The organism is Kitasatospora sp. NPDC001119 (genome assembly GCF_053598475.1).
Genome location: NZ_JBSFKI010000001.1, coordinates 332,556 through 354,416, shown reverse-complemented (window position 1 = coordinate 354,416; position 21,861 = coordinate 332,556). Strand labels below are relative to the sequence as shown.

Here is a 21,861-nt window from a genome sequence, read left to right as displayed (position 1 = left end):
CGTCCAGGTGTCCAGTGCGTCTGCTGCGTTCAGCGTGTCCGGGATGGCAGGTGGGGATGGGAGGGCGCGTGCGGTCGGGATGGTGCGGGTGGTCGGGATGGCCTGTGCGCTCGGGACGGCGCGGGCGGGCGGGGTCACGGCGTCGACAGCCAGCGGTCGCGCAGGCCGACCAGGACGGCTACGGAGACCACCAGCAGCACCAGCGACAGCGCGATCGCCGCCTGCGGGTCCGACTCCATGGCCAGGTAGACGGCCAGCGGCATGGTCTGGGTGCGGCCCGGGAAGTTGCCCGCGAAGGTGATCGTCGCACCGAACTCGCCGAGCGCCCGGGCCCAGGCCAGGACGGCCCCGGCGGCGATGCCCGGCGCGATCAGCGGCAGGGTGACCCGCCTGAACGCGGTCAGTCGGGAGGCGCCCAGGGTCGCGGCGGCCTCCTCGTAGCGGGGGTCGGCGGCCCGCAGCGCGCCCTCGACGCTGATCACCAGGAACGGCATCGCCACGAACGCCTCGGCGATCACGACCCCGGTGGTGGTGAACGGCAGCGTGATGCCGAAGGCCGAGTCCAGCCAGGAGCCGACGATGCCGCGCCGCCCGAGCACCAGCAGCAGCGCCACGCCGCCGACCACCGGTGGCAGCACCAGCGGCAGGGTGACCAGCGCCCGGATCACCCGCCGGCCCGGCAGCTCGGTGCGGGCGAGCAGCCAGGCCAGCGGGACGCCCAGGACCAGCGACACGGCGGTGGCCGCGGTCGCGCTGATCAGCGACAGGCGCAGCGCGTCCCAGACGGCGGTGCTGGTGAGCTGCTCGGACAGGTCGCTCCAGGGCGCCCGGATCAGCAGGCCGACCAGCGGCAGGACCAGGAACGCCAACCCGAGCAGCGCCGGGAGCAGCAGGGCGACCGGGGCGCGGTGCGTCCGCGGGCGTCGGTTTCGCGGGGCGCGGCTTCGTGGGTCGCGCTTTCGTGGGTCGCGGCGCGGCAGGGCCTTCTCGGCTTCCGCCGCGCCGCCGCCGACGGTGCGGTTCCGACCGGAGTCGCGTCCGGAGTCGCGTCCGGAGCCGTCCCCGGAGCCGGTGGTGCGCTCGCTCACGGTGCCTGGAAGCCCGCCGCGGTCAGCACCTGCTTGGCCTCGGGCGACTGGACGTACGCGACGAAGGCGGCGGCGCCGTCCTTGTTCGGCGCCTTGGCGAGCGCGGCGATCGGGTAGTCGTTCACGGCCTTGTCGGCCTCGGGGAAGTCCACGCCGTCGATCTTCGCAGCATCGGCCTGCACATCGGTCCGGTACACCAGGGACGCGTCGACCTCGCCGAGTTCGACCTTGGTGAGCGCGCCCTTGACGTCCTGCTCCAGGGTGACCGGGGTGAGGTCGACGCCCGCCGCCTTGAGCGCGGTCTGGGCGGCGGCGCCGCACGGCACCTCCTTCGCGCACAGCGCGACCTTCACGCCGGAGGCGGTGAGGTCCTTGAGGCCCGCGATGTGCTTGGGGTTGCCCTTGGGGACGGCGATGGTGAGCGTGTTCCGGACGAAGGTCGTCGGCTGCCCGCTGGCACCGCCCGCGTCCGTCACGGTCTTCATGGTGGCCGGGCTGGCGGCGGCGAACACGTCCGCCGGGGCACCGGAGTTGATGCTGGTGGCGAGGCTGGAGCTGCCGCCGAAGTTGAAGGTGACCTTGGCGCCCGGGTTGGCGGCCTCGAACTTCTTGCCGAGCTCGGTGAAGGTCTCCTTGAGCGAGGCGGCGGCGAAGACGGTGATGGTGCCGGAGGCCTTCGGGACGCTGCTGCCCGCGGCGGAGGCGTTCGCGGAGGTGCTCGAAGAGGCCGAGGAACCGGAGGACTTGCCGCCGTCGCTGCCGCAGGCGCTGACTCCGAGCCCGAGGACGAGGACCGCGGCGGTGGCGACGGCGAGCCTGCGGGCGGTGGGCGTACGGGTGCTCATCGGTGCTTCCCCTCCAGGGTGCGCGCCGGGAGGGGCGCGAGGGACGAGCCGCAGGTGCGGCCATTACGGCGATCATAGTGCCGCAAATGCGAGCGATAAATCCCCTGTCGGTTCGCACAGCTGGGGGTCGCAGGGGTCGCGGGGCTGCTGTGGGATGGCTCAACCGGGACTCGCGGGGCGCGGTGAGGACGGTGAGGCGGTGAGGCGGTCAGGCTGGTGGGGCCGGTGGGCCGGTGGGCCGGTGGGCCGGTGGGGGCGCTGGCGAGGGGCGCGCGGTAATTGCGTCGCGCCGTGGGTGGTCGAACGGCGAGAGTGGTCGCCGTCCGTACAGACGGCCGGGCCGGTCGGACACGCGGCCGGGGCCGAACCAAGGGGAGGAGTCCGTCCATGTCCACGCTGCGCGTCACCGCCGAGAAGCTGGTCATCCTGGAGCACCCGAACGCCGATGCCCTGGAGCTCGCCCAGGTCGGCCTCTACCGGGCGGTGGTCGCGAAAGGCGCGTACCGGACCGGGGACCACGCCGTCTACATCCCCGAACAGTCCGTCCTCCCGGATGAGTTGATCGAGGAGCTGGGCCTGACCGGCAAGCTGGCCGGCGCCCGGGCGAACCGGGTGAAGGCGGTACGGCTGCGCGGCGAGCTGTCCCAGGGCGTCGTCTGCCGGCCCGCCGCGCTCGCCGGCACCGACCTGGCCGCCGCGGCCGAGCGCGGTGAGGACTTCGCCGAGCTGCTCGGGGTCGTCAAGTGGCAGCCGCCGGTGCCGACGTCGATGAGCGGTGACGTGGTCAGCGCGCCGGACCTGCTGCCCTGGGTGGACATCGAGAACCTCAAGCGCTACCCCGAGGCCTTCGCGCCGGGCGAGCCGGTCGTGCTGACCGAGAAGCTGCACGGCAGCTGCTGCCTGGTCACGTACACCGCCGCCACCGGCGAGGTGCGGGTGTCGTCCAAGGGCATCGGTGCGCAGGGGCTGGCGCTGGCCGAGGACGCGCGCAACCTCTACTGGCGGGCGGTGCGCGCGTACGACATCCCGGCGGTGGCGGCCCGGCTGGCGGAGCGCCTCGGGGCCGAGCGGGTCGGCATCTTCGGCGAGGTCTTCGGCGAGGGCGTGCAGGACCTGGGCTACGGCGCCTCGGCGCGCACCGAGCGGCCCGGATACGCCGCGTTCGACGTGTCGGCCCTCGTGGACGGGCAGCTGAACTGGCTTTCGGCAGCCGAACTGCTGGACGGGGAACTGCCGTTGGTGCCCGAGCTGTGGCGCGGACCGTTCGATCCGGAGACCGTGCTGGGGTTCGCCCGGGGCCGGGAGACCGTCTCCGGGCGTGAACTGCACCTGCGCGAGGGCGTGGTGGTGCGGCCGGTCACCGAGCGCTGGAGCCCGGTGCTCGGCGGGCGGGCGATCGCCAAGGTGGTCAGCGAGGCTTACCTGACCCGCAAGGGGGGCACCGAGTACGAGTGAGACGGGCCCGGATCCGGTGGCCGGGCAGGTCGGTCCGGCCGACCGGTCCGGGTGCGGCTCCTCTCGGTGCTGACCGCCCGTCGGTAGAGGCGGCGGGTGAGTCCCCGTACAGAAGGAGTGCCGATGGCCACCGAAGTCCTCCCCGTTCCCGACCCCGGCCTCGTGCCCGCCCCCACCTCCGCGATACCCGTGCCGGCCGGGAACCCGCTGGTCGGATCGCTGTTCGACCTCACCCGCCGCCCGCTGCGCAGCTACCTCGCGGCCCGCCGCGACCACGGCGACGTGGTGCGCTTCCAGGCCGGGCCGCCCGGGCTGCGGGCCGACTTCTACGGGGTGTTCTCGCCGGAGGGCGTCCGCCAGGTGCTGGCGGGCGAGGCGGCCAACTTCCGCAAGGAGGACCCGTTCTACGACGAGCTCCGGAGCAGCGTCGGCAACGGGCTGCTGACCAGTCAGGACGCCGAGTACCAGCGCCAACGCCGGATGGTGCAGCCGCTGTTCACCCGGCGCCGGGTGGACGGCTACGCGGACGCGCTCGCGCAGGAGGCGCAGTCGCTCGCCGAGCGGTGGCGGGCGGTGCCCGGCGGGGTGGTGGACGCGGCGGACGAGACGTCCCGGTTCGCGCTGCGGGCGGTCGCGCGCATCCTCTTCGGCGCCGACGTGGAGGAGGCGATAGCGGTGGTCCACCGCAGCTTCCCGGTGCTCGGCGAGTACGTGAAGGAGCGCGGCTACGCCCCGGTCCGCCTCCCGCGCACCTGGCCGACGCCGGCCAACCGGCGCGGTGCCGAGGCCCAGCGGGCGCTGTACGGGGTCTGCGACCGGATCATCGCCGAGCGGGCCGCGCGGGGCGGCGGCGACGAGGGCGCGGACGACCTGCTCACCCTGCTCGGCCGGGCCCGCGACGACCACGGCGAGCGGCTGGACCCGGCCGAACTCCGGGACCAGGTCCTGGTGTTCCTGCTCGCCGGGCACGAGACCACGGCCACCGCGCTGGCCTTCGCGCTGCACCTGCTGGCCAAGCACCCCGAGCAGCGGCGGCTCGCCCGCGAGGAGGCGCGGACCGTCCTGGCCGGGCGCGCGCCGACGGCGGCGGACCTGGACGCGCTCCCGTACATCACCCGGGTGCTGAAGGAGGCGATGCGGCTCTATCCGTCGGCGGCCCTGGGCGGGCGGCGGGCGGTCGAGGAGACCGTCATCGACGGGTACGTGATCCCGGCGGGGGCGCAGGTCGTCGTCGCGCCGCTGGTCACCCACCGGCACCCGGACCACTGGGAGGATCCGGAGCGCTTCGACCCGGACCGGTTCCTGCCGGAGGCGGAGCGGGCCCGGCACCGCTACGCCTGGTTCCCGTTCGGGGGCGGGCCGCGGGCCTGCATCGGGCAGCACTTCTCGATGCTGGAGGCGGTGCTGGCGCTGGGGGTGCTGCTGCGGGACTTCGAGGTGGAGGCGGTGGACCGGAGGGTGGCGCTCGCCCAGGGGATCACGCTGCGGGCGGCGAGCCCGATGCGGATCCGGGTGACGGCTGACAGCTGACAGCTGACGGCTGACGGGGTTCAGCGAACAGCGAACAACGAACAGCGAACAACGAACAACAGACAACAGACAGCGGACAGATGACAGATTTCAAACTCTGTTATCTGTCTGTTGTCATCTGTGCGCCGTCCGCTGGGCAGACGACCAGAGCATTCGAACACATCACCCGGGCCTCGCGGGCAGCTTTTCAGATCTTTGTCTGACCGATTCCGGCCCCTCGATAGCGTCCCACGCACCCCAGGCCGGAAGAGCACATGCGATTGGCATATGCCCTTCGTATGCAGTCCGCCCGGCCCGGGGAGCCCGGGCGCACCGCGTACCGCCTCCGGGCCCGACCGGTCGACCGGAGGTCCCATGGGCACCATCAACCACCTCAGCTTCGGCTGGCTGACCCCCGCCCTCTCGTACCTGATGGCCTGCGCCGGCGCGGCCCTCGGGCTGCGCTGCACGCTGCGCGGCCTGGCCACGAGCGGCCCGGCCCGGCGGAACTGGCTGGTCACGGCCGCCGCCGCGATCGGCTCCGGGATCTGGACCATGCACTTCGTCGCCATGTTCGGCTTCACCGTCGACGGCACCGAGCTGCGCTACAACGTGCCGCTGACCGTCCTCAGCCTCGTGGTCGCGGTGCTGGTCACCGGCCTCGGCCTGACCGTGGTCTGCTACGGCCGGCACCGCGGCCTCTCCCTGCTGTCCGGCGGCGTCACCACCGGTCTCGGCGTCGCCGCGATGCACTACCTGGGCATGGCCGCCCTCCGGATGCACGGCGGGCTGCACTACGACGCCGGGACGGTCGCGCTGTCCGTGCTGGTCGCGGTCGGCGCCGCCACCGCCGCGCTCTGGGCCGCCGTCACCATCCGCAACGTGTACGCGGCCGCGGCCGCCGCGATGGCCATGGGCCTCGCCGTCAGCTGCATGCACTACACCGGCATGGCCGCCGTCCACGTCCGGTTGGAACCGACCCGGACCGGCCTCGGTGGGGTCAGCCCGATGGAGTTCGTCTTCCCGCTCGCCGTCGGTCTCGGCTCGTTCCTCTTCCTCGCCTCGGCCTTCGTCGCGCTCTCGCCGACCGCCCAGGAGCGGGCCGGCTACCGGGAGGCCGGCGAGTTGGCCACCGAGGATCTGCCTGCCGGGCCCCCGTACCCCGAGTCCCCGTACCCCGAGCCCGCCCGGCAGGAGCTCGCCCCGGTCGAGGCCGGGCGGCGCGGCGGCGAGGGGCGCGACGGCGAACGGCACGGCCGCGCCGCCTGAGCCGCGCCCCCTCCTGCCCCCGCCCTCCTGCCCCCGCCCTCCTGCCCCCGCCCACCTGCCTCCGTCCTCCAGCCTCTCCCTGCCCGAAAGGCTCCTCACCCATGCGAGAAGACCGCGGTACCGCCCCCGGTGCCCGTCGGGGTGCCCATGCCGGGCCGCCCGCCCGTCCACCGCGGCCCGGCCCGTGGCTGCGCGGCCTGCGCCCCCGGACCGTCCGCGCCCGGATCATCGCCCTGCTGATGGTTCCGGTCGTCTCCGTCATTGCCCTGTGGGGGTTCGCCACCGTCACCACCGCCCAGGGCGTCTGGGGCCTGATGCGCCAGCGCGACGCCCAGCGCACGCTGCTCACGCCGGTCGCGGAGACGGTCGCCGGGCTGCAAGCCGAACGCACGGCCGTCGGTCAGCTGCTGGCCGCCCCGGTGGCCGCGCCCAGCGCCGTCCGGGAGAGCGCCCTGCGCGAGGCGGCGGCGGCCACCGACCGGGCGCTCACTCCGCTGTTCCCGGACCCCCGCCGCCCCGACCGGGGCTACAACCGTGCCGACGCCCAGGGCCTGGGTGGGGACGCGGCCGCCCGGCTGGACGCGCTCGGCGGCTCCCTCGCTGCCCTGCCCGTCCTGCGCGACCGGGTCCTGGCCAGGAGCGTCGGCTGGCCCGAGGCGTACGCCGCGTACGGCGAGGCGGTGGACCGGGCGCTCGCCGCCGCCGGTGCCGTCGCGCCGCTCCAGGACCGCCAGGTGGCCGCCGACGCGCGGGTGCTGCTGGAGCTGGCCCGGTCCCGGGAACTGCTCGCCCGGGAGGACGCCCTGCTGCGCGCCGCCCAGCTGTCCGGCGGGCTCGGCGACGACCAGCTGCGGGAGTTCGCCGGCGCGGCCTTCGCCCGGCGCGAGTTCGAGCGGGGCGCCGCCGCCGAGCTGCGCCCCGCCGACCGGGCGGCGCTGCTCGCCGTCACCGGTGGCCAGGACCACCGCGAGCTGGCCGGGTACGAGGACAGGGTGCGGACGGCCGCCGACGGCCGGACGGCGGTCGCGGCGGTGCCGGCCGACCGGTGGGCGATGGTCGCGGGCAATGTGGCCGGCGGCCTGCGGACCGTCGAGGACCAGGCAGGGCGGCTCGCCGCCGAGCGCCAGGACCCGTACGCCCTAGGCCTGTTCACCCCGGCGGGCATGGCGGTGCTGCTCGGACTGGTCGGCGTGGTGGCCTCGTTGGTGATCTCGGTGCAGATCGGGCGCGGGCTGGTCACCGATCTGATCGGCCTGCGCAACTCGGCACTTGAGCTGGCCGGGCGCAAACTCCCGGCGACCATACGGAAGTTGCGTGCGGGGGAGGAGGTGGACATCGAGGCCGAGGCGCCCCGGCCGGTGGGGCGGGGCGACGAGATCGGCCAGGTGCAGCGGGCGCTGGGCACCGTCCAGCGGGCGGCCGTCACGGCGGCGGTCGAGCGGGCCGAGGTGCTCTCCGGGGTCTCCGGTGTGTTCGTCAACCTCGCGCGCCGAAGCCAGGTCCTGGTGCACCGCCAACTCACCCTGCTGGATGCGATGGAGCGCCGCACCGACGACCCGTCCGAGCTGGCCGACCTGTTCCGCTTGGACCACCTCACCACCCGGATGCGCCGCCACGCCGAGGGCCTGATCATCCTCTCCGGGGCCGCTCCCGGTCGGGGCTGGCGCCGGCCCGTCCCGCTGGTGGACGTGGTGCGCGCGGCCGTCTCGGAGGTCGAGGAGTACGCCCGGGTCGAGGTCCACCCGCTGCCACGGGCCGCGGTGGTCGGCCACGCCGTCGCCGACCTCACCCACCTGGTGGCCGAACTCGTCGAGAACGCCACCGGGTTCTCCCCGCCGCACACCCGGGTGCACATCCGGGGCGAACGGGTCGGCAACGGCTTCGCGTTGGAGATCGAGGACCGCGGCCTCGGCATGGGCCCGGAGGTGCTGGCCTCGGCCAACCGCCGGATCGCCGCCGCCGAGCAGAGCGACCTCTTCGACAGCGACCGGCTCGGCCTGTTCGTGGTCAGCCGGCTCGCCCGGCGGCAGGACGTCAAGGTCTCGCTGGTGACCTCCGCGTACGGCGGCACCACGGCGGTGGTCCTGCTGCCGACCACGCTGCTGGCCGACGAGGCGGCCGAAGTGGAGGCGGAGGTGGGGGCGGAGGAGGCGCGGTACGGCTTCGAGCCGGTGCCGCCCCTGCCGCGCGCGGCGGCGCCGGGCGGCGTGGCGGTCGGGGCGGGACCGACGGAGCCGGTGTTCGCCGAGCGGGCACAGCACGGTGGCCCGGAGCGGGAGTTCACGCCGGTGCACGGTCACGCGGGGGAGCCGACGGGGGGTCCCAGCGGTGTCCCGAGCGGCGACCCGGGGCGCCGGGAGCACCCGCAGGGCGGGGCAAGTGACGGGCTTCCGGCGGCGGGTGGGCCGCCGCCGGAGGGTGGGGCGCTGCTGCCGTTCGGTGCCCGGGGCAGTGACCCCGGGCCGGTGCGCCGTACCCCCTACCGGGCCTCCGGTGCCCGGGTGGCCGGTCCGGCTGCGGACGGGGGCGCGGGTGCGGCCGCCCGTCCGCAGGCCGGGCCGCCGCAGCCGTACGGCGCGGAGCCGTACCGTACGGAACGCCGTTCGGAGCCGGTGCTCGGACCAGGCTCGCGCGGTCCCCGTCCAGATGGTCAACGACCGGACGGCCCCCGGCCGGACGGTCCCCAAGTCGACTCGGGCCCGGAGGAGTTGCCGCGCCGGACCCGCCAGGCGAGCCTCGCACCGCAGCTGCGCGAGGGCCCGGCCCGTCCGACCGCGCACAGTCGTCGTACGGCCGCCGCCACTGCGGCCGTGGCCTCGGCCGGCCCCGGCCCCGGCCCCGGCCCCGGCGACGGCTTCGGCGCCGCGGGCCGCAGCCCGGAGGAGGCGCGGGCGACGATGTCGGCCTTCCAGAACGGATGGGCGCGCGGTCTGCACCCGGAGGGTCGGCGGGACGGGCAGCCCGCCGACGCTCCGCGGCCGCCGCAGGCGCGCCACCCCCAACCCCCGTCCCGACCCGAAGGAGAGCGTCCGTGATCGCCACCACCCACCGCGCGGGGGAGCTGAACTGGCTCCTCGACGAGCTGGTCCAGCGCGCCCCCGAGCTCCGCTTCGCCGTGATGCTCTCCGCCGACGGCCTGGCCATGGGCACCTCGGCCGGTCTGGCGCGGGAGGACGGGGAGCATCTGGCGGCCGTCGCCTCCGGCTTCCACAGCCTGGCCAAGGGCGCCGGCCGGCACTTCGGCGCGGGTGAAGTCCGCCAGACCATGGTCGAGTTGGAGGGCGGCTACCTGCTGGTCGCGGCGGCCGGGGAGGGCACCTGCCTCGCCGTGTTCACCACGGCCCGGGCCGACCTCGGCCTGGTCGCCTACGAGATGGCCAGGCTGGTCCGCCGGGTCGGGGAGCACCTGAGCACCCCGCCGCGGACGGTGGGCGGCCGGTGAGTCCGGTGCCCCACCCGTACCGGGGGCGACATCCCGAGCACCCGAGGGCCGAGCCCGACGGTCACCCCCGCAATCCGCTCGCGGCCGCCCACCGGGCCCGCTGGTACGACGACGACGCCGGGCCGCTGGTCCGCCCGTACGCGATGACCAGGGGGCGCACCGGGGCCGGGGAGCAGCGCTTCGACCTGATCGCCGTGGTGGTCGCCGAACTCCCCGACCCGGCGCTCGTACCGGACGCGCCCGAGCCGCCGGTCGGCCCGGAACAGGCGCGCATCCTCGCGCTGTGCCGGGGCACCCCGCTGTCCGTGGCCGAGCTGGCCGCCGAGCTCGACCTGCCGGTGGGCGTCGTGCGGGTGCTGCTCGGCGACCTGCTGGCGGCCGGGCTCATCCGGGTCCGCCGTCCCGTCCCGCCCGCCCTGCTCCCCGACGAGCGCATCCTCCAGGAGGTCATCCGTGGACTCCGTGCACTCTGACCACCCGTCCGACCTGCCTGATCCGTCGGTATCGTCCGACCCGTCCGACCCGTACGGCCCGTCCGACCCGTACGGCCCGTCCGATCCGTACGGCCGGTCCGGTCCGTACGGCGGGTCGGACCCGTTCGATGCCGAGGATCCCGACGACGCCGTGCTGGCGCTCAAGATCCTGGTGGCGGGCGGCTTCGGGGTCGGCAAGACGACGCTGGTCGGCGCGGTCAGCGAGATCCGGCCGCTGCGCACCGAGGAGCGGCTGACCGAGGCCGGGCGGGAGGTGGACGACCTCGACGGCGTGGAGCGCAAGTCGACGACCACGGTGGCGATGGACTTCGGTCGGATCACCATCCGTGAGGGGCTGGCGGTCTACCTGTTCGGCACCCCGGGGCAGGACCGGTTCTGGTTCCTCTGGGACGAGCTGGCCCAGGGGGCGCTCGGTGCGGTGGTGCTCGCCGACACCCGCCGGCTGACCGACTGCTTCCCGGCCGTCGACTTCTTCGAGCACCGGGGCATCCCCTTCGTGGTCGCGGTGAACCGTTTCGCCGGGACACGGGAGTTCAGGCCGGAGGAGGTCGCCCGCGCGCTGGACCTGGACGCGGGTACGCCGGTGCTGTTGTGCGATGCGCGCCACCGGGCCTCGGGCAAGGAGGTGCTGATCAACCTGGTCGAGCACGCGGGCCGGGTGCACGCCGCCCGGCTGCTCGCGGACGTCTCTCCGGTGGGCTGAGGCGGCGGCGGGAGGTGTCGGCGGGCGGACGGCGTGCGGATGACAGCTGACAACTCACAACTAACAGATGACAGCTGACAGATTTCGAAATCTGTCAGCTGTCATCTGTCACCCGTCGACTCTCAGCGGTTCCGGGTCCGGCGGTTCAGCTGTGCCACTGGAACACGATCCGGGTCCAGCTGGACCCGGGGCAGTTGCCCCAGACCGCCCAGGCCTGCGGCCGCGCGCCGATCCACAGGCCGGTGCTCGACGAGCCGTCGGCACAGTAGGTGATGGTGCGCAGTCGTCCGGAGTAGACGTTGCAGGTCCCCTCCCAGCGCCAGCCGTAGTCGGCGGTGATGACGCAGCGGTAGGTCGCGGTCTCGACGGTGTTCCAGTCCGTGTCGGTCTCGGGGGTGATGGCCTGGGTCCGGACCGTCGCCGCGGCGGCCGGCAGGGCGGTGGTCCCGAGCACGCCGAGGGCGGCCGTGGCGGCCAGCCCGAACGTGGCGATCTTCCTGGCGATGCAACCTCGCACGGTGGTTCTCCTTGCTCAGGGGTTCTCGTCGGGCGGAGCCGTCCCCGGTCGCCGGGGTGTCCGCGCGGAGGTGAAGTCCCGCTTCCTGTGCGGTTGGTGACATGGTGCACACGAATGACTGCGCACAGTGAGACGACGAACTATGATGTGACCTGTGTCACAAGTCATTCGGTCGGCTCAAGACCCCTGTGGCCAGGGCGGACCGGGTGCTCGGGGTGCCGATTTCCGGGGAGAGCGGCATGGTGGATTGCGGCGGTCGAAATGCGGGCAGCGGACGGGAAGAGGGCTTCGGTCCGAGTGGGAGTAGCGGTCAATCGGCCGAATTCAACCGGGTGTTCACGGATCTCCTGCCCAGACTCCAGCAGGCGGCGGCCTCCCTCGCCGGCGGTCCGGTCGGCGCCGGGGACGTCGTCCACGAGGCGTACCTGCGGATCGCCCGCCGGCCGGAGCGCTTCCTCGGTCATCCGCAGCCGTACGCCTACGCGTTCACCACGATGGTGAACATCCTGCGCGACCAGTGGCGCCGGGAGCGTCGGCGGGTGTCGATGCCCGAGGTGCCGGAGGTGGGCGACGCCGTCGAGCGGGACCGGGGGGAGTTCGACCCCAGGTCCGGCGGGATGGCCGAGTTGCAGGCGCGCTGGGAGGTGGTCCGCCTGCTGGGCTTCCTGACCGTCAAGCAGGCCCGCGCGGTGGCGCTGGTGGACCTCGACGGCTACAGCGTCGACGAGGCCGCCGAACTGCTCGGGCTGCACCGCAGCACGCTGGCCGTCACCCGGCGCCGCGCCCACGGCCGACTGCGCGCCGTCCTCCAGCGGGAACGCGAACGCGAGCGGGAGGCGGGGTGCGAACGCGAGCAGGAGCGGGGGTGCGAACAGGAGCGCGAGCGGGAGCACGAGCGGAGCTGAGGGTGTGGCGGTGCGCGTGGCGGCGGGCGTACTAGCGCCGCCCCGACGCACCGAGCTGACGGCAAGTCAGCTGATGCGCCGGCCCGGCCCGTACCCTGCGAATCGTGATCATCCACCAGCACGGCCGCCTGCGCGCACTGGCCGAGGACGGCCGCTGGCCCGAGCTGCTCGCCGCCTACCGGCAGGGCCGCGCGGCCGCCGTGGCGGAGGCGGGCGAGGAGGCCGCGGCCGTACTGACCGCGCCGCTCGGCCACCTGATCGCCTACGCGGCGCCGCCCGAGCTGGCCGTCCGCCTGTTCGACCGGGACGGCGGCGCGGGGACGGCCGCCGGAGTGGCCGACCACGACGCCGGCCCGCTTTGGGAGGTGCTGGCGACCCGGCACTCCTGGCTGCGGCTGGCCCCGTTGCTCGGTCCGGTCCCGGTGCGACGGCTGGTCGCGCACACCCGGGCGCTGCTCGGCGAGGACCTCTCGTACGGGGCCGAGTCCGACCCGGAGGGCGTGCCGCTGCGCCTGGAGCCGTGGGAGGCGGCGGGCTGGGACGAGGCGGCCCGGGTGCGCGAGTACCTGCCCGGCGGGGGCGCGCGCAGTGCGCTGCTGACCCTGCCGGCCAGCCGGGAGGGCCTGGGCGAGGTGGAGCTGCCGCCGGTGGCGCGGTCGGCCGGACGGCCGGACGGGCCGCCGATCACCCGGGCCCTGGAGGGGCTGGGCGCGCTCGCGCCGTGGGCGGAGACGGCCTGCGTGCGCGGCCAGGCCCCGGCGGCGGCCGCCCTGCTGGCCCGCGACCGGCGGGTGGTCGGCGGGTACCTGCCGTTCGCGCTCGTCTACCCGGCGCTGGTGCGGTCCGCCGCCCTGGAGCGGGCGCAGGGCTGCGCGCACGGGAGGCTGGGGGTGTGGCGGGCGCTGGCCGCGATGGCCGGGGCGGACGGCCTGGACGGCCTGGACGGCCTGGACGGTCCGGACGGGGCAGGCGGGACAGGCGGGGTGGACCGGGGCGAGGTGAACGCGCTGGTGGACCGGATGCGCTGTTTCACCTGGCAGGAGCCGTCGGCCGGGCTGCACCATCTGCACGTCGTGCTGGAGGACCCGGCCGGCGGGGTGTCCTGGGTGGTCAGCGGCTCGCAGGACCTGTGACGAGCGGGCCGGAGACCCGTCCGGGCCCGACCGGGAACGTCGGCCGGACGGAAAAACGAGGACCCCCGGTCCGGCGCCGTTTCCGGGGGTTGGTGGGGGCGCCGGACCGGGGGAGTGCGGGGGTCGCTGCCGGGGTCAGACCCCGGCGGTGGCCGCGCCCTGGGTGGCGGTGCCCCGGGTGGGGACAGCCTCGGGGGCGGTCTCGGGGGCGGTCTCGGGAGTGGCCTCGGGGGCGTCGGCCGTGGGGCCGTCCGACCCGGCGGCGGGACCGGAGGCCGCACCGTGCGAGTCGACCAGCGTCAGCTCGTCGAACGGCAGCTCGCCGGCCAGCACCCGCCGGGCGCGCTCGGCGTCGATCTCGCCGGTCCAGTGCCCGATCAGCACGGTCGCGACGGCGTTGCCCGCGAAGTTGGTGAGCGCGCGGGCCTCCGACATGAAGCGGTCGATGCCGACGATCAGGCCGACCCCGTCCACCAGCGCGGGCTTGTGCGACTGGAGCCCGCCCGCGAGGGTGGCCAGGCCGGCACCGGTGACCCCGGCCGCGCCCTTGCTCGCGATCACCATGAAGACCAGCAGCGAGAGCTGTTCGCCGAGCGACATCGGCTTGTCCATCGCCTCGGAGATGAAGATCGACGACATGGTCAGGTAGATGGCGGTGCCGTCGAGGTTGAAGCTGTAGCCGGTCGGCACGGTGATGCCGACGACCGGGCGGCTGACGCCCAGGTGCTCCATCTTGGCGATCAGGCGGGGCAGCGCGCTCTCGGAGGAGGAGGTGGAGAGGATCAGCAGGAACTCGCGGCCGAGGTACTTCAGCAGCGCGAACACGTTGACCCCGGCGACCAGGCGCAGCAGCGTGCCCAGCACCACGACGACGAAGAGCACGCAGGTGACGTAGAAGCCGATCATGATGACGGCCAGGCTCTTCAGCGCGGCGGTGCCGGTGGCGCCGACCACGGCGGCCATCGCACCGAAGGCGCCGACCGGCGCGACCCACATGATCATCGACATGACCCGGAAGACCAGCCGCTGCACGTGCTCGATGCCGCGCAGCACCGGCGCGCCGGCCGGGCCCATCGCCTGGAGGGCGAAGCCGGTGAGCAGGGCGACCAGCAGGGTCTGGAGCACCTTGCCCTGGGTCAGGGCGGAGAACAGCGTCTCGGGGATCATCCCGAGCAGGAAGTCGGCGGTCGACTGGGCGCCGCCGGCGGCCGCCTGGGCGTGGCCGGACTTGGCGAGCGCGGCGGTCAGGTGCAGGCCGCCGCCGGGCTCCAGCAGGTTGCCGACGACCATGCCGATGGCCAGCGCGACGGTCGACATGGCGAGGAAGTAGCCGAGGGCGAGGCCGCCGACCTTGCCGACCTTCGCGGCCTTGGTCACCGAGCCGATGCCCAGGACGATGGTGCAGAAGATCACGGGGCTGATCATCATCTTGATCAGGTTGACGAAGCCCGTGCCGATCGGCTTCAGCTCCACGGCGAAACCGGGGGCGGCCAGGCCGACCACCACACCCGCGACCACCGCGGCGATCACGGCGATGTAGAGGTAGTGGGTCCGGTCCTTGCGTCTGGGTCCCGCCGCCGCGGCGGCTCCAGTGATCGACATCTGCGGCTCCCTTGCCGTGCAGTCCTGGTGGCCCCGGGGGGATGGGCCGCTCTGACTATGGGCTCCGAGGTGACGGAGGTCACGTTTGCGTTCATAGAGTTCATGAACGGCGCGGGCGGCCCGGATGTCCGGCCCGGCTGTCCGGCCCGGCTGTCCGGCCCGGATGTCCGGCCCGGCTGTCCGGCCCGGAGGCCCGGCCCGCGAACGGTGCGGGCCGGACGGCCCTCGGGGGCGCCCGGGGGCGTGGTGCACACTGGCAAGCATGTCCGAGCGCACCGCCCCCACCGCCCCGCGCCGCCGTTCGCACCGGCCGACGGGCCGCGGTCCCCGGCGGCTGGTCCGCAGCCTGGCCGGGCAGCTGTTCGTCGTCCAGGTGGTGATCGTCGCCGCCGTGGTCGCCGGTGGCGCGGTGCTCGCGTACCTCTTCACCGCCGACCGCGCCGAGGACGCCGCCCGTCGCCAGGTCACCGCGGTCGCGCACGCCGTCGCCGACTCGCCGTCCGTCCGGGCCGCCGTCGGCGCCCCCGACCCGACCGCGGCGCTCCAGCCGTACGTCGAGCAGGTGCGGGCCGACTCCGGGGTCTCCTTCATCACCGTCATGGACACCGACGGCGTGCGCTGGACCCACCCGCTGCCCGAGCAGATCGGCCGGACCTACCTGGGGCACATCGACTGGGCGCTCGCCGGGCAGACCCGCAGCGAGACGTACACCGGCACGCTCGGCCCGTCCGTGCGGGTGGTCGCCCCGGTGTGGGACGAGCGGCACCGGGTGGTCGCGCTGGTCAGCGCGGGCCTCACGGTGGAGTCGATCTCCGCGCAGCTGAGCGGTCCGCTGCTCGCCCTGGTCGGGGTGGCGGTCGCCGCGCTCGCGGTCGGCGGCGTCGGCACCTACCTCGCCAACTCCCGGCTGCGGCGGCACACCCACGGGATGGGGCCGGACCAGCTGAGCCACCTCTACGAGTACCACCAGGCGACCCTGCACGCGGTGCGCGAGGGACTGGTCCTGCTGGACCGCTCGCACCGGGTGGTGCTGTGCAACGACGCCGCCCGTGAACTGCTCGGCCTGACCGGCGACCTGGACGGTCGGCCGGTGGTGGAACTGGGCCTGCCGGAGGCGCTGGTGGCGGCCGTGCTGGGGGAGGAGCCCGTCCGGGACGAGGTGCACCTGACCGCCGAGCGCGTCGTGGTGCTGAACACCTCCACCATCGGCACCGGGCCCGGTCTCGGCCGGGTGGTGACCCTCCGGGACCACACCGAACTCCAGGCGCTCAGCGGGGAGTTGGACTCGGTACGGTGCTTCACCGAGGCGCTCGGCGCGCAGGCGCACGAAGCCGCCAACCGGTTGCACGCGGTGGTCTCGCTGATCGAACTCGGCCGCCACGAACAGGCGGTGGAGTTCGCCACCGCAGAGCTCGAACTCGCCCAACAGCTCACCGACCGGGTGGTCGCGGCGGTGGGCGAGCCGGTGCTGGCCGCGCTGCTGCTCGGCAAGGCCGCCCAAGCCGCCGAACGGGGCGTGGAGTTGACGCTCACCGAGGACAGCCGGATCGACGACGGGGTGCTGCCGCCTGACCTCTCCGCACGGGACCTGATCACCGTCCTCGGCAACCTGATCGACAACGCCGTGGACGCCGCCATCGCCGGCGCGGCCGAGAGCCCCGTCCCGCCGGAGGTCACCGTCACGGCGCGGATCGCCGGCGGTCGGGACTGCACCGGCGGCGACGGCGAAGGTCGCGACGGCGGCGACGGCGGCGATGGCGGTGACGGCGCCGGGGTGCCCGGCGACTGCCTACTGCTGCGGGTCGCCGACACCGGCGCGGGGATCGACCCGGGCGCGGTCGAGGACGTCTTCCGGCGGGGCTGGAGCACCAAGCAGGACGGGCACGGGCACGGGCTCGGGCTGGCGCTGGTCGCCCAGACCGCCCGGCGCAACGGCGGCACCGTCGAGGTCGGACGGGAGCGCGGCGCGGTGCTCACGGTGCGGCTGCCGCTGGCCGGACGGCCGGGCGGGCCGGGAGGGCCCGGTGGCGAGCCGGGGGAGCCCGCCGACCGGCCCGGTGGGTCGAGCGGTCGGGAGCGGGAAGGGGCCCTGGCGTGAACGGCACCGCCCACACAGCCGCCGCCGGGGCGGGGATCTCCGTCCTGGTGGTCGAGGACGACCCGGTGGCCGCCGCCGCGCACACCCTCTACGTCCGGCGGGAGCCCGGCTTCCACGCCGCCGGGACGGTCCACAGCTGTGCCGACGCGCTGCGCTTCCTGGACCGGGCCCGCGCCGCCGGGACGCCCGTCGACCTCACCCTGCTCGACCTCTACCTGCCGGACGGCCACGGGCTCCAGCTCTGCCGTACGCTGCGCGCGGCCGGCCACAGCACCGACGTCATCGCGGTGACCTCGGCCCGCGACCTCGCGATGGTCCGGCAGGCGGTCTCGGCCGGCGTCGTGCAGTACCTGCTGAAGCCGTTCAGCGCGGCCGCCCTGCACGACCGGCTGGAGCGCTACGCCCGCTACCGCGACAGCCTCGGGCGCAGCGGGGAGGCGACCGGGCAGGAGGAGGTCGACCAGGCGTTCGCCCTGCTCCGCACGCCGGAGCGCAGCACCCTGCCCAAGGGGCTGAGCGCGCCCACCCTGGACACCGTCGCCTCGGTCCTGCGCGAGGCGGCCACCGGGTTGTCGGCGGCGGCCGCGGGCGCGGCGGCCGGGGTTTCCCGGATCACCGCGCGGCGCTACCTGGAGCACCTGGTGGAGACCGGGTGCGCGGTGCGGGAGCCGCAGTACGGGAGCGTCGGGCGGCCGGAGCTCTGCTACCGGTGGCGGCACCGGGCCTGAGGGGCGGGGCCCGAGGAGCCGGGTCTGAGGCACCGGGCCTGAGGGGCGGGGCCCGACCGTCGGGTTCGGCCGGTGCGGGCCGGGCCGTGACCTTTCCGCGCGGCGCTCGTTGGAGGAACCGGGGGAGGTTCACTCACTCGGGTGGTTCTGGGACCCCGAGGGCATTCCGCCAGGTCAAGGGCAGTAAAGTTAGGCTTACCTAACTTCCCCTGGGGGTTTCTCGTGTCGCTCGCTGCCGTACCCGTCCAGGCCGCCTCCGGAGCCCCGGCCGCCGGTGAAGCCATCCTGCGCCGTCAGCGCGTCCGCGAGTCCGCAGCCAGAACCTACGCCCGCTCCTTCCCGATCGTCCCGGTCCGCGCCCACGGCATGACCGTCGAGGGCGCCGACGGGCGGCGCTACCTGGACTGCCTCTCCGGCGCCGGCACGCTCGCCCTCGGCCACAACCACCCGGTGGTGCTGGAGGCGATCCGCCGCACCCTCGACAGCGGCGCCCCGCTGCACCTGCTCGACCTCGCCACCGCCGAGAAGGACGACTTCACCAGCGCGCTCTTCGAGAGCCTGCCCGCCGAGTTCGCCGCCCGCGCCCGGGTGCACTTCTGCGGACCGGCCGGGACGGACGCCGTCGAGGCCGCGCTCAAGCTGATGCAGACCGCCACCGGCCGCTCCGGCGCGCTCGCCTTCACCGGCGCCTACCACGGCATGACCGCCGGCGCCCTCGCGCTCACCGGCAACGTCGCGGTCAAGGAGCCGCTGCCGAGCGGCGGCGAGGTCGCCCGGCTGCCCTACCCGTACGGCTACCGCTGCCCGTTCGGGGTCGGCGGCGAGGCGGGCGCGGACCTCGCCGCGACCTACGTGGAGCGGCTGCTGGACGACCCCTCGGGCGGTGTGGTCGCGCCCGCCGCGATGATCCTGGAAGCCGTCCAGGGCGAGGGCGGGGTCGTCCCCGCGCCCGACGGCTGGCTGCGCGCGATGCGCCGGATCACCGCCGAGCGCGGCATCCCGCTGATCGTCGACGAGGTGCAGACCGGAGTCGGCCGCACCGGCGCGATGTGGGCGATCGAGCACAGCGGCATCGTCCCGGACGCGATGGTCCTCTCCAAGGCCATCGGCGGCAGCCTGCCGCTCGCCGTCGTCGTCTACCGCGAGGACTACGACGGCTGGCGGCCCGGCGCCCACACCGGCACCTTCCGCGGCAACACCCTCGCCATGGCCGCCGGGGCCGCGACGCTGCGCCACGTCGCGGCGAACGGGCTGGTCGAGCGGGCCGCCGTCGTCGGCGAGCGGATGGCGGCCCGGCTGCGCGAACTCGCGGCCGAACTGCCGGTGATCGGCGACGTGCGCGGCCGGGGGCTGATGCTCGGGGTCGAACTGGTCGACCCGGCGGCCGAGCCCGACGCGTGCGGCGCCCGGCCGGCCGACCCGGCGCTCGCGGTGCGGGTCCGGGAGGCGTGCCTGGCGCGGGGGCTGATCGTCGAGCTCGGCGGGCGCCACGACGCGGTGCTGCGACTGCTCCCGCCGCTCACCATCACCGACGAGCAGGTGGCGGCGGTGCTGGAGCGGCTGGCGGAGGCGATCGCGGCGGCGTCCACGGGCGGGCCGACGGGCGGTTCGGCGAATGGTTCGGGGGGCGCGCCGACGGTGCGGGGGACCCGGTGAGCGGGCCCGGATCCGGCCCCGTCGGGCTCCCCCGGGACGGCGCCGCCACCGACGCCCTGGCGGGCGGCGCGGCCGGTCCTGGCGCGCTCGGACCGCTGCTGGCCACCGTCCTCGACTCCCTGGAGACGGGCGCCGCCATGCGCTCCGGACCGGTGCCGGCGGGCAGCCCGGCCGAGATCGCCGCACTCGTCGACGAGGCCCTGGCCACCGACGACGGACCAGGCGCCCTCGCCCGGCTCACCCAACTGCTCGCCTACGGCGCCGCCGACCCCGCCGACCCGGCCTGCGCCGCGCACCTGCACTGCCCGCCGCTGGCCGTCGCCGCCGCGGCGGACCTCGCGGTCAGCGCCCTCAACCCCTCCCAGGACTCCTGGGACCAGGCCCCCGCCGCCACCGCCCTGGAGAGCACGCTGCTCGCCGAGATCGCCGGGCTCGTCGGCTACGACCCGCAGCGCGCCGCCGGCGTCCTCACCTCCGGCGGCACCGAGTCCAACCTCATGGGGCTCATGCTGGCGCGGGACCAGAAGCTCGACGGCATCGTGGAGCTCGACGGCATCCCGGCCGGCGTCCGGCCCTGCATCCTCGCCTCCGAGGCCGCGCACTTCTCCGTCCAGCGCGCCGCCGCCCTGCTCGGCCTCGGCGAGCGGGCCGTCATCCCCGTCGCGGTCGACCGCGGGCTGCGGATGCGGGAGGACGAACTGGAACGGGCGATGGCCGAGGCCAGCTGGGCCGGACGGACCCCGATCGCCGTGGTCGCCACCGCGGGCACCACCGACACCGGAGCCGTCGACCCGCTCTCCGCCGCCGCCGACCTCGCCGGACGCTACGGCGCCTGGCTGCACGTGGACGCCGCGTACGGCGGCGGGGCGCTGCTCTCCGACCGGCTCGCCCCGCTGCTCGACGGCATCGCCCGCGCCGACTCGGTCTCCCTCGACTGGCACAAGCTCGGCTGGCAGCCGGCCGCGGCCGGGGTCTTCCTGGTGCGCCGCGCCGAGACCTACGTCTCGCTCGCCCGCCGCGCCGAGTACCTCAACCCGGTCGACGACGAGCAGGCCGGCTACCCCAGCCTGCTCGGCCGCTCGCTGCGCACCACCCGCCGGGCCGACGCCTTCAAGCTCGCCGTCACCCTGCGCACCCTCGGCCGCGACGGACTCGGCCGCCTGGTCGACTCCTGTCACGACCTCGCGCTCGCCGCGGCCGACGCCGTGCGCGCGGACCCGGCGCTCGAGCTCTACGCCGAGCCGGTGCTCACCGCCGTCCTCTTCCGCTACCGGCCGCCCGGTGTGACGGACGAGGCCGCGCTGGACGAGGTGAACGGCCGGCTGCGGCGCCTGCTGCTGCGCACCGGCCGGGCGGTGGTCGGCCGCACCGAACTCCCGGGCGACGGTCCGGGCCGGGTCCGGTTGAAGCTCACGCTGCTGAACCCCCACACCACGGTGGGGGAGGTCGGCGCGCTGGTGCGGGAGGTGGTGGGCGCCGGCCGCAAGGTCGCGGGCGAGCGGGCCGGGTAGGGCCGACGGAGGTTCCGCGGGGGCTCCGGGCGGGCGGGCCCCGGCGTCAGCCAGCGAGGAGGATCGACCGGGTGAGCTCCCAGGTCTCGGGGTCGGCGGCGACCAGGAGGCCGTCCTCGCAGCCGGGGGCCTCCGGGCGGTACGGGGTGCCGTCCGGGCGGGCGGAGACGCCGCCGGCCTCGGTGACCAGGAGGGAGCCCGGGGCGTGGTCCCAGGGGAGGGTGCGCCAGTAGAGGAGGAAGTCGAAGCGGCCGTCGACGACGTCCGGGTACTCGATCCCGGCGGCGTGCCGACCGGGGGAGATCTCACCGAAGGCCGCGATGTTGTCCTGGAGCCGGCGGCGGTGCGCGGCGTCGAGGTAGCGGCTCTTCACCGAGCCGCGCAGCTTCGCGACGTCCTTCGGTGCCGGGGGGCGGGTCAGGCGCACGCCGTCGCGCCAGGCGCCGGAGCCCAGCTCGGCGCAGTAGGCGGTGGCGGTGGCGGGCTGCCAGATCCAGGAGGCGACGGTCCGGCCGGAGCGGACCAGGGAGCACATCACGGCGTACTCGGGTCTGCCGGCGACGAAGTTGGCGGTGCCGTCCACCGGGTCGACCAGCCAGGCCGCCGGCTCGTCGTGGAGGGCCAGGGCGAGCGACGGGTCGGCGGAGACCGCCTCCTCGCCGACCACGGGGACGGGCAGCAGCTCGTGCAGTCGACGGGCGATGATCGCCTCGGCCTCGCGGTCGGCGACCGTGACGATCTCGCCGGGGGCCTTCTCCATCACCTCGCCGGCGGCCAGCGCCCGGAAGCGCGGCTCCACCACCTCGGCCGACGCCTCGGCGAGTATCTCCGCCACCTTGTCCATCAGCACGTTCGCGCTCCCTTCGCTGCCTACCACTCTCCCACGAGCGGAGGAAGGGGGCGGCG

General features: G+C 75.1%; 18 protein-coding genes. 13 read left to right on the top strand and 5 right to left on the bottom strand.

Annotation, left to right across the window (positions count from 1 at the left end; genetic code table 11):
• Positions 1-134: 134 nt before the first annotated feature.
• Positions 135-893, bottom strand: coding sequence for an ABC transporter permease (locus ACWDD9_RS01655; RefSeq protein ID WP_234348224.1), 759 nt, complete (start codon positions 891-893; stop codon positions 135-137).
• A 191-nt stretch (positions 894-1,084) separates the two neighbouring features.
• Positions 1,085-1,933 (bottom strand): molybdate ABC transporter substrate-binding protein, encoded by an 849-nt coding sequence (modA, locus tag ACWDD9_RS01650; protein ID WP_375873386.1) that lies wholly within the window; start codon positions 1,931-1,933, stop codon positions 1,085-1,087.
• Between the two features lie 387 nt (positions 1,934-2,320).
• On the opposite strand from modA, the gene ACWDD9_RS01645 reads away from it, so the two are divergent.
• From ACWDD9_RS01645 to ACWDD9_RS01615, 7 genes are all read left to right on the top strand, one after another.
• The gene (locus ACWDD9_RS01645; RefSeq protein WP_449810530.1) at positions 2,321-3,388 is read left to right on the top strand and encodes an RNA ligase (ATP); all 1,068 of its coding nucleotides are present in this window, start codon (positions 2,321-2,323) and stop codon (positions 3,386-3,388) included.
• A gap of 123 nt (positions 3,389-3,511) precedes the next feature.
• Positions 3,512-4,918, top strand: a complete 1,407-nt coding sequence (locus ACWDD9_RS01640) for a cytochrome P450 (RefSeq protein WP_375873388.1) — start codon at positions 3,512-3,514, stop codon at positions 4,916-4,918.
• A gap of 354 nt (positions 4,919-5,272) precedes the next feature.
• Positions 5,273-6,166 (top strand): MHYT domain-containing protein, encoded by an 894-nt coding sequence (locus ACWDD9_RS01635; RefSeq protein WP_449810529.1) that lies wholly within the window; start codon positions 5,273-5,275, stop codon positions 6,164-6,166.
• A 101-nt stretch (positions 6,167-6,267) separates the two neighbouring features.
• On the top strand, positions 6,268-9,201 hold the full coding sequence (locus tag ACWDD9_RS01630; protein ID WP_449810528.1) for a sensor histidine kinase: 2,934 nt from the start codon (positions 6,268-6,270) through the stop codon (positions 9,199-9,201).
• On the top strand, positions 9,198-9,608 hold the full coding sequence (locus tag ACWDD9_RS01625; protein ID WP_375873391.1) for a roadblock/LC7 domain-containing protein: 411 nt from the start codon (positions 9,198-9,200) through the stop codon (positions 9,606-9,608). The genes ACWDD9_RS01630 and ACWDD9_RS01625 overlap by 4 nt, the downstream gene beginning before the upstream one ends.
• A 125-nt stretch (positions 9,609-9,733) precedes the next feature.
• Positions 9,734-10,081, top strand: coding sequence for a DUF742 domain-containing protein (locus ACWDD9_RS01620; RefSeq protein WP_049651866.1), 348 nt, complete (start codon positions 9,734-9,736; stop codon positions 10,079-10,081).
• A 151-nt stretch (positions 10,082-10,232) separates the two neighbouring features.
• Positions 10,233-10,805: a GTP-binding protein gene (locus tag ACWDD9_RS01615; protein WP_049651867.1), complete on the top strand. Its 573-nt coding sequence runs from the start codon at positions 10,233-10,235 to the stop codon at positions 10,803-10,805.
• A 145-nt stretch (positions 10,806-10,950) separates the two neighbouring features.
• On the opposite strand, the gene ACWDD9_RS01610 is transcribed toward ACWDD9_RS01615, so the two are convergent.
• Positions 10,951-11,322: a hypothetical protein gene (locus tag ACWDD9_RS01610; protein ID WP_117491060.1), complete on the bottom strand. Its 372-nt coding sequence runs from the start codon at positions 11,320-11,322 to the stop codon at positions 10,951-10,953.
• Positions 11,323-11,654: 332 nt separating this feature from the next.
• Here ACWDD9_RS01610 and ACWDD9_RS01605 point away from each other — a divergent pair, with 332 nt between their 5' ends.
• Together ACWDD9_RS01605 and ACWDD9_RS01600 are read left to right on the top strand one after the other, a co-directional pair.
• Positions 11,655-12,227 carry an RNA polymerase sigma factor gene (locus tag ACWDD9_RS01605; RefSeq protein ID WP_063780162.1) on the top strand — a complete coding sequence of 191 codons (573 nt, stop codon included), beginning with the start codon at positions 11,655-11,657 and terminating at the stop codon, positions 12,225-12,227.
• Between the two features lie 104 nt (positions 12,228-12,331).
• A complete protein-coding gene (locus tag ACWDD9_RS01600; protein ID WP_449810527.1) occupies positions 12,332-13,360 on the top strand; it encodes a hypothetical protein in 1,029 nt (342 codons plus the stop codon).
• A gap of 135 nt (positions 13,361-13,495) precedes the next feature.
• Here ACWDD9_RS01600 and ACWDD9_RS01595 read toward each other — a convergent pair whose 3' ends face one another.
• Positions 13,496-14,962 (bottom strand): cation:dicarboxylate symporter family transporter, encoded by a 1,467-nt coding sequence (locus ACWDD9_RS01595; RefSeq protein WP_449810526.1) that lies wholly within the window; start codon positions 14,960-14,962, stop codon positions 13,496-13,498.
• Between the two features lie 262 nt (positions 14,963-15,224).
• On the opposite strand from ACWDD9_RS01595, the gene ACWDD9_RS01590 reads away from it, so the two are divergent.
• The 4 genes from ACWDD9_RS01590 (at position 15,225) to ACWDD9_RS01575 (ending at position 20,955) form a co-directional block, all read left to right on the top strand.
• The gene (locus ACWDD9_RS01590; protein WP_449810525.1) at positions 15,225-17,060 is read left to right on the top strand and encodes a sensor histidine kinase; all 1,836 of its coding nucleotides are present in this window, start codon (positions 15,225-15,227) and stop codon (positions 17,058-17,060) included.
• Positions 17,057-17,788 carry a response regulator gene (locus ACWDD9_RS01585; protein WP_117491070.1) on the top strand — a complete coding sequence of 244 codons (732 nt, stop codon included), beginning with the start codon at positions 17,057-17,059 and terminating at the stop codon, positions 17,786-17,788. Before ACWDD9_RS01590 ends, ACWDD9_RS01585 begins: the two co-directional genes overlap by 4 nt.
• A gap of 222 nt (positions 17,789-18,010) precedes the next feature.
• Complete coding sequence (locus ACWDD9_RS01580; protein ID WP_449810524.1) at positions 18,011-19,444, top strand: diaminobutyrate--2-oxoglutarate transaminase; 1,434 nt, start codon at positions 18,011-18,013, stop codon at positions 19,442-19,444.
• Positions 19,441-20,955, top strand: coding sequence for a pyridoxal phosphate-dependent decarboxylase family protein (locus tag ACWDD9_RS01575; RefSeq protein WP_234348391.1), 1,515 nt, complete (start codon positions 19,441-19,443; stop codon positions 20,953-20,955). The genes ACWDD9_RS01580 and ACWDD9_RS01575 overlap by 4 nt, the downstream gene beginning before the upstream one ends.
• A gap of 46 nt (positions 20,956-21,001) precedes the next feature.
• Here the strand turns inward: ACWDD9_RS01575 and ACWDD9_RS01570 are convergent, their stop codons facing one another.
• The gene (locus ACWDD9_RS01570) at positions 21,002-21,799 is read right to left on the bottom strand and encodes an inositol monophosphatase family protein (protein ID WP_049651877.1); all 798 of its coding nucleotides are present in this window, start codon (positions 21,797-21,799) and stop codon (positions 21,002-21,004) included.
• Positions 21,800-21,861: the final 62 nt, after the last annotated feature.

Bases quoted from the DNA above. Each gene is read 5' to 3' on its own strand.
- modA (WP_375873386.1), bottom strand. From the start codon at position 1,933: ATGAGCACCCGTACGCCCACCGCCCGCAGGCTCGCCGTCGCCACCGCC.
- ACWDD9_RS01645 (WP_449810530.1), top strand. From the start codon at position 2,321: ATGTCCACGCTGCGCGTCACCGCCGAGAAGCTGGTCATCCTGGAGCAC.
- ACWDD9_RS01640 (WP_375873388.1), top strand. From the start codon at position 3,512: ATGGCCACCGAAGTCCTCCCCGTTCCCGACCCCGGCCTCGTGCCCGCC.
- ACWDD9_RS01635 (WP_449810529.1), top strand. From the start codon at position 5,273: ATGGGCACCATCAACCACCTCAGCTTCGGCTGGCTGACCCCCGCCCTC.
- ACWDD9_RS01630 (WP_449810528.1), top strand. From the start codon at position 6,268: ATGCGAGAAGACCGCGGTACCGCCCCCGGTGCCCGTCGGGGTGCCCAT.
- ACWDD9_RS01595 (WP_449810526.1), bottom strand. From the start codon at position 14,962: ATGTCGATCACTGGAGCCGCCGCGGCGGCGGGACCCAGACGCAAGGAC.
- ACWDD9_RS01590 (WP_449810525.1), top strand. From the start codon at position 15,225: ATGTCCGAGCGCACCGCCCCCACCGCCCCGCGCCGCCGTTCGCACCGG.
- ACWDD9_RS01570 (WP_049651877.1), bottom strand. From the start codon at position 21,799: ATGGACAAGGTGGCGGAGATACTCGCCGAGGCGTCGGCCGAGGTGGTG.